The following is a 13820-nucleotide window of genomic DNA, read 5'->3' as shown; positions in this document are numbered from 1 at the left end:
TGAATCCGGGAAAACAGGGTCATGAGCATCGGTTTTCGCGCACGCGAGGGCCTCCCGGTCGGGCACCGAGCCGGGACGGCAGGGTCTGAACAATCATTCGGCTGGCTATCGGCACGCACATCCAGGGCAGATTCGTGTGGCGTTACTACAAGTCATATCGTCGTATTCAGTTGACTGTGGCGACCTGCAACGCGGCTGTGCATCAGCTGCGGGAAGTCTGTGGGCTTGTTATGAGGGGCGTTCACAGGGCGCCGGCCAAGTCCGCCAGCCAGCCCCTGTCGGCCGGCACCCAGTCGAGATCATGCAGCTCAGCGGCGGTAATCCAGCGCAGGGCTCGGTGATCACGCGCGTCCGGGCGGCCGCTGAGCAAACGCGCCCGGTAGGCGCGCAGCGTGATCCCGCCGTCCACCGCGATGTCCGCGCCGAGCCGGTCGCCCACCGCGACGTCGCCCGTCGCCAAACCCAGCTCCTCGGCCAGCTCGCGGACCAGGGCGTCGCGCTCGGTCTCGCCGGGCGCGACCTTGCCCCCGGGTAGCTCCCAGCGGCCGGCCAACTCCGGCGGGCGGACGCGCTGTGCCACCAGGACGCGCGCGTCGCAGATGAGGGCGCCGGCGACGACGATCTGGGTCGGCATGGCCAGTGACGGTATACGGCGCCCTTGCGAATCACCACCGCTCGGCAACGCCGGCCGCACCGCCGGTGGGATCCGGACAGCTTCGGGCCCCGCACGCGAGGGCGAACGTCTCGGCATCGGAGCAAGGGCCGTGCAGCCTCGCCCGCGAAACTGCCGCCGAGACGGCCACCCCAGTCGATTTCTCTATCGAATTATGTTGGGACACAACGACTCTCTTACGGTTTAGTCGCCGCCGTGGAATACTCGACCCTAGTCGGTCACGACCACTACAGGCACTTCCAACGAGGGGAGTTGACAATGATCGCCAAACCCGCAAAGTCGTTCACTCGGATCTTCCGGGGCTATGACCCGGCTCTGGTCGACCCCTACATCGAGGCGTTGCTCGCCAAGGAGAAGGTACTGATCGACGAAGTCCTGAACCTCAGGACCCAGCGAGACGAATCCAGCAATGAAGCGGCCGGGCTGCGGATCGAGGTCGCCTGCCTCAAGGACGAGGTCGCCGCACTGTCGGACACGTCACCGACGCCCTATGCGATGCAGCATCGGATGGCGAAGCTGCTGCGGCGCACGCTCGATGAGGTTTCCCGGATGCAGGACGAGGCGCGCGCCGAGGCGGATGCCCTGATCGCGGATGCCGTGGCCGAGGGGGAGGCCGCGCGGCGAGAACACCGAGAGTTGTTGGAGCACATGGCCGTGCAGCGAAAAGCGCTCGAAGTGGAGTGTGAGGAAACCAGGAAGAAGCTCGACGCCGACCTCGCCGGGATGCGGGCCGAAGCCCAGGCATTGATCGATGCGGCCTCGCGGGACGCCCAGCATGAACGTGAGCAGCTGCTCGCCGACGCAAAGCAGAAAGCTCACGAGTTCGATGAGCGAGCCCACCGGGCGATGGACGAGGCGAATCAGCAACGGATCATGATCCTGGAAGAACTGATGGGCGTGGCCCGCGACCTAGAGGGCGTTCCCACCAGCCTGGAGTCCGCTTACCAGCAAAGACAGAGCCTCCCGGAGGCGGACGTCGTGGTGGCGTTGGACCAGAAAAAGCAAGCACCGGGTAACTCCGCCGTAGCCTCGTAGGTGACCACCTTCGCGGGAGGTCGCGTTCGGGGCCGCCCCCTCGATCAACCCGTTATCCGACAGGAGAGGACGAGTCCGATATGGCCGTGTTAACGGATGAGCAAGTAGACGCCGCACTGCCCGAGCTCGACGGATGGGAGCGGGCCGATGGGGCCCTGCGCCGCTCAATCAAATTTCCGAGTTTTCTCGCCGGCATCGACGCCGTGCGCCGGGTGGGCGAGCACGCGGAGAGCAAGGACCATCACCCGGACATCGATATTCGTTGGCGGACAGTCACTTTCGCTCTCGTCACGCACTCCGAGGGTGGCATCACACAAAACGATATCGACATGGCCCGCGATATCAACGGCATCGTCGACAGCTAGCCGGTGGCCTCGGCGCGTTCGCCGGGCGTGGCGAACCGCCCGCGGCTGCCGGTGGCCGCGATCCAGATCAACGTCGCCACCGCGGCCACGGTGTAGATCAACCCGGCCCAGGCCAGGTACCACGGGCGGCTGATCTGCCAGATGGTCGGTTGAGCGAAGCTCAGCAACCACGGCACGCCGATCAGGGTCAGCACCAACCAGCCCCAGCCGACGATTCGCGCCCCGCGCAGCGTGCGCCCCGCGCCGTGGATCGCCCAGATCATCAACGGCACCAGCCACACCCAGTGGTGGGTCCAGGAAATCGGCGAGAGCAGCAGCCCGAACAACTCGACCACGAGCAGCCTGCCCAATTGGTCGGCGGCGTCCAGCGCGCGCCAGGCCAGGACGGCCAGCACCGCGGTGACGACGAGGGCGACCACCAGCGGCGGGCCGAACCCGACGTCGTGGCCCAGGATGCGCGAGATGCCGCCGCGCCACGACTGATTGAACGAGGTGGCGATGGGGCCCACCCGGTGGGCGTCGCCGAGCAGGTCGGTGAAGTAGTAGCGGGTCTGATCCCCGACCACCACGACCGAAATCCCAATGGTGGCAACGAAAACGACCGCCGAGAACACCGCCGCGGCCCACCGCCGGGCGCCGGCCAGATAGACCCCGGAGATGGCGGGGGTCAACTTGATTCCGGCCGCCACGCCGACCAGTAATCCCGACAGCCACCATCGCGTGGTGTAGACCGCCCACAGCACCGCGGTCATGAGCAACACGTTGACCTGGCCGTAGTCGAATGTGCTGCGCAGCGGCTCGATCCAGATCGTGATCGCCGTCCACGCCATCGCGAGTCGGCGGCCGCGGGGGCCGGCCGCCACACCCGTCAGGCGCTGGCTGATCCGGATCGCGGCGTACAGGGCGGCCATGGTCGCGACCTGCCACAGAAATGCGACGAGCCCGAACGGCAGCAGGTGCAGCGGGTAGAAGACGACGGCCGCGAACGGCGGGTAGGTGAACGGCAGCGGGAAGTCCGGTGTCTGGTCGGCGTAGACGTAGCTGTACAGGGCGCCGGGATGGTCGATCGCGGCGGCCCCGCCGAGGTAGACGTGCAGGTCGACGAAGTTCGCGCCGTTGGGGGCCAGGTAGGTCCAGGCCAGCCGCGCGGCGATGCTCACGATGAGCAGCATCGGCGCGCCCCCTTCGAGGAGACTCGCCAACCGCTGGGTGATGGGTGCCGCCGGGGCGGCCGAGATGGTTTCTATCCGCCCGACTTTAGCGATCGGGGCGTGCGGCGCCGCCCCGTCGGTCCCGGACTTCTATTTAGGGAACCGCATTTCGCGCTTTCGGTCACCGCTCTCACTCGTCTCCGTAACGAATGAATAAATGCCACACGTGTCACTTGAGTCCCATCTGCATCAAAGTAGCTTCAGCGGCGGGACCTGTAATCGATCAATCAGGGAGAGTCATGCCAACCATCTGGACTTACTTGCGTGCAGCCGCCGTCGTGGCCGGTTCGTCCGCAGCACTATTGACGGGCGGTATCGCCCACGCCGACCCCGTGCCGGCTCCGGCGGTGCCGAACATTCCGCAGCAGCTGATCAGCTCGGCGGCCAACGCACCTCAAATCCTGCAAAACCTCGCGACCGCACTGGGCGCCACGCCGCCCTCGGCGCCGGCCACACCGGGCATCAGCTTCCCGGGTGTTCCGGCCGCCGCCTCGCCGGCGTCGGCGTCCACGGCGGGCATCCCGTCGATCCCCGGCCTGACGCCGGCGGCACCCGCCGCTCCCGCGTCATCTCCGGCGGCGCTCCCGTCCATTCCGGGGCTGGCGCAGTCGGCGACGCCGGCCGCGCCGGCGGCACCTTCCGCGGCGTCCGGCATTCCGGGAATGATTCAGGGCCTGACCGGCGCACAGCCGGCGGCCGCGAGCCCGGCCGCTCCGGCGTCCTCGTCGATCCCGGGCCTGCCCGCGATCCCGGGGCTGTCGGCACCGAGCGCGCCGGCCACGCCGCCCGCACCGCAAATCCCGCAGGCGCAGGTCAACATGCCGGCGATGCCCGCGGGCCTTCCGGTGCCCTCGCAGGTGCGGCTCCCGCAGGATCTGCCGGCGCTGGCTTCGGGCCAGACCCCGGCGGCTCCGGCGGCACCAGCCGCTCCGGCCGCACCCGCGCCGGCTGCCAGCCCGGCCGGACCGGCAGCGCCGCTGCTTGCCGCATTGCCTTGAGCAGCGTCGTAGTCGGACCAATCAACCACTGAGAACCGGAGGACACCGTGGCAACCACTTGGAATCTGTCCAAAGGTTTGGCCGCTGTCGTCACGGCATCGGTTGCCGCGCTCGGGCTTAGCCCGAGCGCGGTAGCCGATCCGGCGGCGCCGCAGCCGACACCACAATCCAACGCGGCCCAACAGCTGCCGGGTCTGCCTGCCCTGTCGCAGCTCAGCCCGCTCATCCAGCAAGCGGCGGGCGACCCGCAGCAAGCGACGCAACTGCTGATGGCCGCCGCGCAAGCCTTCGCCCACAGCCCGACCGCTCCCAGCGAGTCGAAAAACGTGGCGGCGGCGGTGAATCAGTTCGTCCAAGAGCCCACCGCACCCGTGCAACACGTTCCCGCGACCGGCGTGGAACCCGGTTTGCAGGCGCACCTGCCGACCGGAATCGACCCGGTGCACGCGGCGGGTCCCGCACCCGAAGCGGCACCGGAGGCGCACCTGCCCGCCGGCGTCGACCCGGCGCACGCGGCCGGGCCAGCGCCGGCACCCGTGCCCGCCCAGCCCGCCGCCCAGTCCGCGAATGTGCCCGCCGCGGCACCGGTTCCGGCGCCACCTGCGCCGGCCGCCGCGCCGCCGGCACCGGAGGCCGCGGCGGCGCCAGCCCCGGCGCCCGCCGCTGCGCCGGACGCCGCCCCGACGGCGGCCGCCCCCGGGTTCGGCGCCGACACGCCGCCGACCCAGGACTTCATGTATCCCTCGATCGGCACCAACTGCCTTGCCGATGGCAGCAGCGCCATCGCCACCGCACTGTCGGTCGCGGGCCCGGCCAAGATTCCGCTTCCCGGCCCGGGGCCCGGGCAGACCGCCTACGTGTTCACCGCGGTCGGCACGCCCGGACCCGCCGAGGTGCAGAAGCTGCCGTTGAACGTCACCTGGGTGAACCTGACCACCGGCAAGTCCGGCACCGTCGCCCTCAAGCCGCGTTCGGACATCAACCCGGAGGGGCCGACGACGTTGAGCGCGATCGCCGACACGGGCTCGGGCAGCATCATGTCGACGATCTTCGGGCAGGTCACGACCAAGGAAAAGCAGTGCCAGTTCATGCCCACGATCGGCTCGACGGTGGTGCCGTAACAGACCGGCGCCGTCACCGTCTCGCCACCTGCGAACGCGCGTGTCCCCGCACCGGGGTCACGCGCGTTCGCTACTAGTACGCCATGAACAGGATCGCGTCGCGGTCGTACTCGAGGCCAGGATGAACGCTGGCGAGGTGAGCCTGGGTCAATTCGACCAGCTCGTCCTCGTCCTTGCCGACAATGGCTTCGCCGCACGGACACGTCAGGTGTGTCTTCACGTTGCCGCCCTTCCCTTCTGTGCACCCACTACTTCGCCGCCTTGGCTGCCGCTTTCATCTGCTTCTTATAGGAACGCACCGCGCCCATCGATTCGGCGTCGACGATATCGGCGACGGAGATGTGCGTGCCCGGTTTGCCGAACTCGCCGGCGGCTCGTCGCCACCCGGACGGCGTCACCCCGTACTGCTTGCCCAGCAGCGCCAGAAAGATCTGCGCCTTAACGGCGCCGAAACCGGGCAGCCCCTTGATGCGCCGCAGCAGCTCCTCGCCGTCGGGGTCGCCCGCGGTCCACAAGCCCGCGGCGTCGCCGTCGTAATCGTCCACGATGATCTGGGCCAGGGTCTGGATACGTTTGGCCATCGATCCCGGAAACCGGTGGATCGCAGGCCTTTCCGAGCACAGCGCGGCGAACTTGTCCGGGTCGTACTCCGCGATCTCGTGAGCGCCGAAGCTGCCCATGCGGTCGGCGATCTTCTTCGGTCCCGAAAAGGCGGTCTCGAACGGCACCTGCTGATCGAGGACCATCCCGATGAGCAGGGCCAACGGATTCTCGTCCAGCAGCGCGTCGGCCTCGGGATCTTGAGCCAGCCAAAGTTTCACCGTCAACGACCTTCCTTCCGCTGAACACCCTACGACCGAGACCGCCTGGCGCGACACCAACCACCGAAATTGCGCCTATGACCAGCACCCTAACCATCGAGTTATCGTGACGTGGTGGTGGATGAGGCCCGATTGGCGCTGATGCTGGCCCGCGACGAACTGCACGCGCTCGTCACCTCCTATTGCCGGGCCGTCGACCGCGCCGATTACGACGGCCTCCGGGGCCTGTATCACCCCGACGCGACCGACGCGCACGGGTCGTTCTCGACCGGCGGTGTCGAACAGTTCATCGCGCAGTTGCAGGCCGCGGAGCCGTATGTGCGTGTCTCCCAACACAACATCACCACGACGAACTTCGTGATCGAGGGCGAGGCGGCCCGCGGTGAGGTTTACTGCCTGGTGTTTCACACCTTCGCCGGCCCCGAGCACGACGTCGACGTGGTCATCGGCGGCCGGTACCTGGACGAGTACACCAAGCACGACGGGCGCTGGAAGTTCAGTCGACGCACCATCGTGGCGGACTGGGCATACCAAAACGACCCGTCCCAAGTGAACTTCGGACACCCCAGCACGCGGGGAAGCCTACGCGGCAGACCGGGGCAAGACGACCCGTCGGTCGGCCTGTTCTACCCACCCCGGGGATAAACGAATCAGGCTGTCTGCCAACGACTCTCGGGTCAGCCGCTCTTGCGGCGGAATTCGCGGCGGTTTCCCGCCGCGCCGTGCGCCCGGGACTGCTTGCCGGCGCCGTCTTTGTGGTCGGACGCGTTCGAGGATTTCGCCATCTTGCGGTCGAGGGCTTCGCGGAACTTGCGCTTGGTGTCCTCGTCCGACCCGGGCGATTCAGAAGCCCCCGAAGATTTGGACGACTTTGAACCCTGCCGGGCATTCGATTCAGCCATGGGTGCAGCTTAGCCCCGGTCTGCCGGGCGGGCCCGCGGCCGGCGCGGCTACCGCATGCCCGGGGGCATGCCGTACAGGTGGGTGATCGGCAGCGTCAGCAGCACCCGCCGGTCGGTGACCATCGCCTGACGGTATTCGTCCCAATCCGGGTGTTCGCCGGCGATGTTGCGGTACAAGGCAATCAACGCCTCCACGGTGCTGTCGCCGGGCGCGGCCGCCGGGGGCGTCAGTTCGGCAGTGCCCTCGGCGACGGCGTACGACCAGCCGTCGTCGGCGTCGACCAGGATCGACGCCCGCGGGTCGCGGCGCAGGTTGCGCGTTTTGGCGCGCGGCTCGGTGATCGACACCTGGATCGCCATGCTGCGCGGGTCGAAGTGGTAGCTGACGTTCGACAGCTGGGGTCGCCCGTCGCGCTTGATGGTGGCCAGCACCCCGAGGGAATGTCCGCTTATCAAGGCCAGCAGCTTGTCGTCGAAGACTTGGCGTCCCATGACGAAAGCCTACGTCGCGCGCCGCCCGGGCGGCCCGGGATGGCCGTTTGGCGGCCGGGCTGGTGGAATCGGGGCATGGCCGAGTACGCGGCGTTTCTGCGTGGCGTGAACGTCGGGGGCGTCAACCTCAAGATGGCCGAGGTGGCTGCCGCGCTGACCGACGCGGGCTTCACCACGGTGCGAACCGTCTTGGCCAGCGGCAACGTCCTGCTGGAGTCGTCGGCCGGCGCGGCGGCGGTGCGCAAGAAGGCCGAGTCCGCGTTGCGCGAACGGTTCGGCTACGACGCCTGGGTGCTGGCCTATGACCTCGGCACCGTGCGCGACGTGGTCGCCGCCTATCCGTTCGAGCGCGACGCCGACGGCTACCAGTCCTACGTCACGTTCGTCGCCGATGAGGCGGTGCTCGACGAGCTCGCCGGGCTGGGCAAGGACGCGGGTCCGGACGAGAGGATCAGCCGCGGTGACGGCGTGCTCTACTGGCAGGTCCGCAAGGGCGCCACCCTGGACAGCACCATCGGCAAGACGATGGGCAAGGCCCGCTACAAGTCGTCGACCACGACGCGCAACCTGCGTACGCTCGACAAGGTGTTGCGCTGAGCGGCAGCACCACACAGACTGTGCGCCAACACTTTTCGATGCCGGACGATACCGCTTACTCGTCGGGCACCGATTCGATGTAGCGCAGGGCATCGGCCTTGTCCAACCCGAGTCCCCGCGCTACCCGAACGTACTCGCGGGCGGCGGCCGCCATCGCGGCGTCGGTCGGGTCGTAGCGGGCGACGAATGTGCCGAAGCGGCCCCGGGTTTCGATGATGGCGGCGGTTTCCAGCTCGCGGTAGGCGCGAGCCACGGTGTTGACCGCGACCCCGAGCTGGCCGGCCAGGTCCCGCACGGTGGGCAGGCGGGTGCCCGGCGGCAGCGCGCCCTCGCGGACTCCGTCGATCACCTGCGTCCTGAGCTGGTCGAACAACGGCTTGCCCGCCTTCACGTCGACCCGCAACCAGTCACCCAGTTCCACCCGTTCAGTATCCCCCAGCTCCGGCTATCTTGGTGGGATGCGCGTAGCGGTGCTCAGCGGCGCGGGGATCTCCGCGGAAAGCGGTGTGCCGACCTTCCGCGATGACAAGAACGGGTTGTGGGCACGCTTCGATCCCTACGAGCTGTCCAGCACACAAGGGTGGCGCGACAACCCGCAGCGCGTCTGGGGCTGGTATCTGTGGCGGCACTACCTGGTCGCCGATGTGCAACCCAATGCGGGTCATCGCGCCATCGCCGCCTGGCAAGACGATGCCCAGGTCACCGTGATCACCCAGAACGTCGACGACCTGCACGAGCGGGCGGGCAGCGACTCCGTCCACCACCTGCACGGGAGCCTTTTCGAATTCCGTTGTGCGCGTTGCGCTGTGCCGTACAGCGGCGCGCTGCCGCAGATGGCCGAGCCGGCGCTGGAGGTGGAGCCTCCGGTGTGTCAATGCGGCGGCCTGATCCGGCCCGACATCGTGTGGTTCGGTGAGCAATTGCCCGACGAGCCCTGGCAGCGCGCCCTCGAGGCGACCGAGTCCGCCGACGTGATGGTGGTGGTCGGGACGTCGGCGATCGTCTATCCGGCGGCCGGGCTCGCGGAGCTGGCGCTGGCGCGCGGCGCCGCCGTCATCGAGGTCAATCCCGAAGTCACGCCGCTATCGGCCAACGCCACCCTCAGCATCCGCGAGTCGGCCGGCCAGGCGTTGCCCGGACTGCTGCAGCGGCTGCCGGCACTGCTCAAGTAGGCGGGCCCCTCAGGCGGGCCGGCGCGCGCGGCCCAGCAGGAGCTCGGAAACCGGCATCGGCGCCCAGGCCGGCAGCGTCCACTCCCGCCGCGACGTGTCGACTTCGAATCCCGCCTCGACGATCGAGCGTTCGGTGTCGCGATGGGTGTGGCAGTTACCGAATAGCCGGGGCCACAACGTCGCATCGACGAAACGCTGAAAACGGCCCCGCGCGCCGGCGCTGGCGATGTGCTCGAGGTAGCGCAGTTCCCCACCCGGTCGCAGTAACGAGTACAGGCGCCGCAGCACGGCGCCCGGGTCGCGCACCGAGCACAGCACCAGCGAGCACACCACCGCGTCGAATGGCTCCCCGTCGCTGAGGCTTTCGGCCGTCTCGCCGGAAACGATGATGCGGGCCGGCGCCGCGTCGGCCGCGGCGCGCGCCCGAGCCGCCAGCCGCGGTTCGGGCTCCACCGCGATCACCTCGTCGACGGAGGCCGGATAGTGCGGAAAGTTCGTCCCGATCCCCGCGCCGACTTCCAACACCCGGCCGGACAAGCCGGCCAGGTTCTCCCGTCGCAGGACCCGGATCGCCTCGGCTTCATGGCTGGCGACGACGGGCCAGACGCGCGCGAAGAAGGGGTTGTCGACCGCCGTTGTCATACGTGTGTGAACCTTCCGACTCGGATGAGGCCCAGAATAGGGTTCGGCGACGGCATGGGTCGCCGTTAACCGATATTGGGCACCGGCTCCCCGAGCGCGGCCCCGGCGACCGGCGCCGGAGTGGGCTCGCGGTGTGCGGGTTGTTCGCCTTCGCTGATGCCGAACCGGTCGTGCAGCCGCGCCAGGGGCCCGGGCGCCCACCAGTTCCAGCGGCCCATCACGTGCATGAAGGCCGGGACGACCACCATCCGCACCAGGGTGGCGTCGGCGAAAACGGCCAGCACCAGGCCCAGACCGAACATCCGCATGAACGAGACGTGGGCGGCGATCAGCGCGGCGAACGACATCGACATCACCAGCGCGGCCGCGGTGATGACCCGGCCGGTGCGGGCGACGCCGAGAGCCACGCTCTCGTCGTTGGCGGCGTGGGCCTGCTTCGGGGTCGGCTTGGCGGGTCGGGCGGCGCCGGACGCCAGCCAGTACTCGCGGATCCGGGAGAGCAGGAAAACCTCGTAATCCATCGACAGCCCGAAGGCGATGCAGAACAGCAGCACCGGCATGTTGGCCACCAGCGTCCCGCTCGGCGTGGTGCCAAGCGCGCCGAGATGGCCGTCCTGGAAGATCCACACCAGCGCACCGAACGCCGCGGTCAACGACAGGAAGTTGCAGGCGAGCGCCTTGACCGGCAGCAGCACGCTGCCGGTCAGCAGGAACAGCAGCACGAAGGTGATCGCGGCCATCAGCCCGAGAACCAGCGGAAGCCGTTCGGTCACCGCGTCGACGCTGTCGCGGTTGACCTGCGCCACCCCACCCATTTCGACGGATCGGCCCGCCGGGCCGGGGACGCCGTGCAACCGCGCGAGCTGGGTGTCGTTCGCTGCGGAGAACAGTGGCGCCGTGCTGCTGACGGTCAGGAACGCGCTGCCGTGGGCCAGCCCGGTCGCCCCGGCCGGCGGCCCCATCCGGTTTCCGCCCGTGAAGGTTCCCCCGGGCGCAAACACCGCCGCCACGTCGGGCACCCGCGAAAGAGCGGCGGCGTAGGCGTCGAAGTCCCCCGGATTCAGGCCGGAGGCATCGGCGATGACGACGGGCACCGACGTCGCGGAATCGTCGGCGAAATCGCTGCGCAGCCGGTCACCGACCTGATGCGCCGACGCCGAGCGCGGCAGCACCCGGTCGTCCGGGAACCCCCACTTCACCGAGAAGAACGGCAGCCCGAGCAGCAGGAGCAGGCCCACGACGGCCAGGCCCACCGGCGCCCAGCGGCGCATCACGAACTTGCTCGACCGATACCAGAACAGTTGCTCGACGGGCTTGCGCGACGGCTCGGGTCGCCGGAGAGCCCGCCGCAGCAGCCGGCGCACGTTGAACGCGTCCAGCCGGTCGCCCAGCAGCACGATCGCGGCCGGGGTGATCACGATCGAGGCGGTGGCGACGAAGGCGACGGTGGCCACCCCGGCGTAGGCGAACGACTTGAGGAAGTACATCGGGAACGCGACCGTCGCCGACATCGACAGCGCCACGGTGACCGCGGAGAACAGCACCGTGCGGCCGGAGGTGGCCATGGTCCGCACGAGCGCTTCGTCGCGCTCGTGCCCGTCGGCCCGTTCGTCGCGATAGCGGCTGACGATGAGCAGGGTGTAGTCGATGGCCAGCGCCAGGCCCAGGGCGGTGCTGAGGTTGAGGGCGAAGATCGACACCTCGGTGGTGAAGGTGACGAGGCGCAACACCGACATCGAGCCGACAACGGCCAGCGCGCCCAACGCCATCGGCAGCGCGGCGGCCAGCAGCCCACCGAACACCCAGATCAGCACCACGAAGCTCAGCGGCAGCGCGATCATCTCCATCACCAGCAGGTCGTCCTGGTTCTGCTTGTTGATCTGCGCGTACTGCATGGCCGCGCCGCCGGCGCGGACGGTCACCCCATCACGGTCGTGGACGAACTGGTCCGCCAGGGTCTGCGCGTTGTGCTGAACGAAGTTTTCGCCGCCTTTGAGGTTGACCACGATGAGGCCCGACTTGCCGTCGCGGCTCACCAGATCGTCCGACGCTCCCGGGGCGCCGTCGGCGAGGGGTCGTGCCCACGGCGAGGAGACGTTGTACACCAGCGGGGACCGTTGCAACTGGTCGACGAGGGCGGTGCCCACCGTGCGGGCCTGTTCGCTGTGGGTGCCGCCGGGGGAAGTCACCAGGATCAGCATCTGCTGACCGCTCTGCCCGAACTTGTCGGTCAACACGTCGATGGCGCGGGCGGACTCCGAGTCCAGATCTTGGAAGCCGCCGGGAGACAAGCTCTTGGCGACGGGAATGCCGAAGACGGCGGCGGCGATGAAAACCAGCAGCCCTATCGCAATGATCCGGCGCGGCGCCGCGATGGCGACCCGGGCGATTTTCTGCAGCATTTTTTCAAGCCCTTCCGCTGCCGGTGCCCCTTTGCGCTGGCCGCTGGCTAGTCCGCGACAACGTAACAAACGCTAATGTCCACGCGTCGAACAGTGTTGTCTCTAAGCACGTGAAAGGGCCCGCAGACCGTTCAACGCCGGCTTTTAAACCGCGGGGACGGTAAGAGTCCGGCCAGAAAAATGTGTCGCAAGTAAGCAGCTCACGGCGCAAATCCCAGCGGAAATGGCGGCCACCCTACCCGTCGGTAAATTGCCACCATTTTCCGAATCGTGACTCAAAGTTTCCTTAATGGTGGCCCATACGCTCAGTGTCATGTGGATCGACGACACAAGTGCCGACGTCATCAAGGTCGACTTCGAGGCCCTCTACCACGGCGACGTGCTGGTGGAAGGCGAGACCTCGGAGCAGTTCGACGAACTGCAAGCGGCGAGCTGAGGCCCGACATGAGCATGCTCGCACGGCTGTTAATGGCCGAACCCTCCGTCAGTCGGTGGTTCCGTAAGTAACCATCGAATCGTGGTTATCACGAAAGCCCCCCGCCGATGCGGGGGGCTTTCGTTTTGTCGATGTTTTTCGCAGGGGCGTACGCCGCTAGCGCGGCGCCATGCGAATGGCGCCATCGAGGCGGATGACCTCGCCGTTGAGCATCGGGTTCTCGACGATGTGGACGGCCAGCGCGCCGTACTCGTCGGGGTCGCCCAGCCGCGCCGGGTGCGGCACCTGCTTGCCCAACGAGGCCTGCGCCTCCTCGGGCAGCGAACCCAGCAGCGGGGTCTTGAACAGGCCGGGCGCGATGGTCACCACGCGGATGAGCTCGCGCGACAGGTCGCGGGCGATCGGCAGCGTCATGCCGACCACGCCGCCCTTGGACGCCGAGTAGGCGGCCTGGCCGATCTGGCCCTCGAACGCGGCGACCGAGGCGGTGTTGATGATGACTCCGCGCTCTGGGCTCGTTTCGGGCCCAATAGGTTCGGTCTTGGCGATGCGCTCGGCGGCCAGCCGCAGCACGTTGAACGTGCCGATCAGGTTGACGCCGATGACCTTCTTGAAGCCGTCCAGCGGGAAGGGGCCGTCCTTGGACAGCGTCTTGATGGCGTTGCCGATGCCCGCGCAGTTGACGTTGATGCGCAGCGTGCCCATCGACTCGGCGGCGTCCAAGGCCTTGCCGACGGCGGCCTCGTCGGTGACGTCGGCCTCGACGAAGCGGGCGCGGTCGCCCAGCTCGCGGACGGCTTCCTCGCCGCGCAGGTCGATCACGACCACCTGGGCGCCGCGGTCGAGCAGCCGCTTGGTGGTGGCCAGGCCCAGCCCTGAGGCGCCCCCGGTGACGACGGCGACGGCGTCTTTGATCTCCATGCGAGTCCTTCCTTATTTCCCTCGATTCCAGC

At 68.3% G+C, this 13820-nt stretch carries 18 protein-coding genes; 8 read left to right on the top strand and 10 right to left on the bottom strand.

Annotation, left to right across the window (positions count from 1 at the left end; all coding sequences use genetic code 11):
• Positions 1-241 precede the first annotated feature (241 nt).
• Positions 242-634 (bottom strand): (deoxy)nucleoside triphosphate pyrophosphohydrolase, encoded by a 393-nt coding sequence (locus AC0KS4_RS03915; RefSeq protein ID WP_225330459.1) that lies wholly within the window; start codon positions 632-634, stop codon positions 242-244.
• A 297-nt stretch (positions 635-931) separates the two neighbouring features.
• Between AC0KS4_RS03915 and AC0KS4_RS03910 the strand changes: the two genes are divergently transcribed.
• Positions 932-1708, top strand: coding sequence for a cell division protein DivIVA (locus AC0KS4_RS03910; RefSeq protein WP_225330460.1), 777 nt, complete (start codon positions 932-934; stop codon positions 1706-1708).
• A gap of 80 nt (positions 1709-1788) precedes the next feature.
• Entirely contained in the window at positions 1789-2073 is a 285-nt protein-coding gene (locus tag AC0KS4_RS03905) for a 4a-hydroxytetrahydrobiopterin dehydratase (RefSeq protein ID WP_066868689.1), read from the top strand.
• Here the strand turns inward: AC0KS4_RS03905 and AC0KS4_RS03900 are convergent.
• Positions 2070-3338 carry a mannosyltransferase gene (locus tag AC0KS4_RS03900; protein WP_238958387.1) on the bottom strand — a complete coding sequence of 423 codons (1269 nt, stop codon included), beginning with the start codon at positions 3336-3338 and terminating at the stop codon, positions 2070-2072. The genes AC0KS4_RS03905 and AC0KS4_RS03900 overlap by 4 nt on opposite strands.
• 185 nt (positions 3339-3523) lie before the next feature.
• Between AC0KS4_RS03900 and AC0KS4_RS03895 the strand changes: the two genes are divergently transcribed.
• Positions 3524-4282, top strand: a complete 759-nt coding sequence (locus AC0KS4_RS03895) for a hypothetical protein (RefSeq protein ID WP_225330461.1) — start codon at positions 3524-3526, stop codon at positions 4280-4282.
• A gap of 47 nt (positions 4283-4329) precedes the next feature.
• Entirely contained in the window at positions 4330-5403 is a 1074-nt protein-coding gene (locus AC0KS4_RS03890; RefSeq protein WP_238958146.1) for an Rv1157c family protein, read from the top strand.
• Between the two features lie 73 nt (positions 5404-5476).
• Here AC0KS4_RS03890 and AC0KS4_RS03885 read toward each other — a convergent pair whose 3' ends face one another.
• On the bottom strand, positions 5477-5623 hold the full coding sequence (locus AC0KS4_RS03885) for a hypothetical protein (protein ID WP_007169078.1): 147 nt from the start codon (positions 5621-5623) through the stop codon (positions 5477-5479).
• 28 nt (positions 5624-5651) lie between these two features.
• Positions 5652-6224: an HhH-GPD-type base excision DNA repair protein gene (locus AC0KS4_RS03880; RefSeq protein ID WP_225328153.1), complete on the bottom strand. Its 573-nt coding sequence runs from the start codon at positions 6222-6224 to the stop codon at positions 5652-5654.
• A 111-nt stretch (positions 6225-6335) separates the two neighbouring features.
• Between AC0KS4_RS03880 and AC0KS4_RS03875 the strand changes: the two genes are divergently transcribed.
• Positions 6336-6869 (top strand): nuclear transport factor 2 family protein, encoded by a 534-nt coding sequence (locus AC0KS4_RS03875; RefSeq protein ID WP_238958147.1) that lies wholly within the window; start codon positions 6336-6338, stop codon positions 6867-6869.
• A 32-nt stretch (positions 6870-6901) separates the two neighbouring features.
• Here the strand turns inward: AC0KS4_RS03875 and AC0KS4_RS03870 are convergent, their stop codons facing one another.
• On the bottom strand, positions 6902-7126 hold the full coding sequence (locus tag AC0KS4_RS03870; protein WP_225328150.1) for a DUF5302 domain-containing protein: 225 nt from the start codon (positions 7124-7126) through the stop codon (positions 6902-6904).
• Between the two features lie 48 nt (positions 7127-7174).
• Entirely contained in the window at positions 7175-7618 is a 444-nt protein-coding gene (locus tag AC0KS4_RS03865) for a PPOX class F420-dependent oxidoreductase (protein ID WP_225328149.1), read from the bottom strand.
• Between the two features lie 75 nt (positions 7619-7693).
• Between AC0KS4_RS03865 and AC0KS4_RS03860 the strand changes: the two genes are divergently transcribed.
• Positions 7694-8215, top strand: coding sequence for a DUF1697 domain-containing protein (locus tag AC0KS4_RS03860; protein WP_238958148.1), 522 nt, complete (start codon positions 7694-7696; stop codon positions 8213-8215).
• A 55-nt stretch (positions 8216-8270) separates the two neighbouring features.
• Here the strand turns inward: AC0KS4_RS03860 and AC0KS4_RS03855 are convergent, their stop codons facing one another.
• The gene (locus AC0KS4_RS03855; protein ID WP_008254464.1) at positions 8271-8636 is read right to left on the bottom strand and encodes a GntR family transcriptional regulator; all 366 of its coding nucleotides are present in this window, start codon (positions 8634-8636) and stop codon (positions 8271-8273) included.
• A 37-nt stretch (positions 8637-8673) separates the two neighbouring features.
• Here AC0KS4_RS03855 and AC0KS4_RS03850 point away from each other — a divergent pair, with 37 nt between their 5' ends.
• The gene (locus AC0KS4_RS03850; RefSeq protein ID WP_238958149.1) at positions 8674-9387 is read left to right on the top strand and encodes an NAD-dependent deacylase; all 714 of its coding nucleotides are present in this window, start codon (positions 8674-8676) and stop codon (positions 9385-9387) included.
• Positions 9388-9396: 9 nt separating this feature from the next.
• Here the strand turns inward: AC0KS4_RS03850 and AC0KS4_RS03845 are convergent, their stop codons facing one another.
• On the bottom strand, positions 9397-10029 hold the full coding sequence (locus tag AC0KS4_RS03845) for a class I SAM-dependent methyltransferase (RefSeq protein ID WP_225328146.1): 633 nt from the start codon (positions 10027-10029) through the stop codon (positions 9397-9399).
• A gap of 65 nt (positions 10030-10094) precedes the next feature.
• Positions 10095-12431, bottom strand: a complete 2337-nt coding sequence (locus AC0KS4_RS03840; protein ID WP_238958150.1) for an MMPL family transporter — start codon at positions 12429-12431, stop codon at positions 10095-10097.
• Positions 12432-12744: 313 nt separating this feature from the next.
• Between AC0KS4_RS03840 and AC0KS4_RS03835 the strand changes: the two genes are divergently transcribed.
• Positions 12745-12867 carry a hypothetical protein gene (locus tag AC0KS4_RS03835; protein ID WP_003878506.1) on the top strand — a complete coding sequence of 41 codons (123 nt, stop codon included), beginning with the start codon at positions 12745-12747 and terminating at the stop codon, positions 12865-12867.
• 156 nt (positions 12868-13023) lie between these two features.
• On the opposite strand, the gene AC0KS4_RS03830 is transcribed toward AC0KS4_RS03835, so the two are convergent.
• The gene (locus AC0KS4_RS03830; protein ID WP_238958151.1) at positions 13024-13788 is read right to left on the bottom strand and encodes a 3-hydroxyacyl-CoA dehydrogenase; all 765 of its coding nucleotides are present in this window, start codon (positions 13786-13788) and stop codon (positions 13024-13026) included.
• Between the last annotated feature and the right edge of the window lie 32 nt (positions 13789-13820).

The sequence above is a fragment of the Mycobacterium sp. NTMscope_MAC_12 genome (assembly GCF_976985675.1).
The sequence above is the reverse complement of the archived record's forward strand: the minus strand, read 5'-3'. Positions and strand labels throughout refer to the sequence as shown.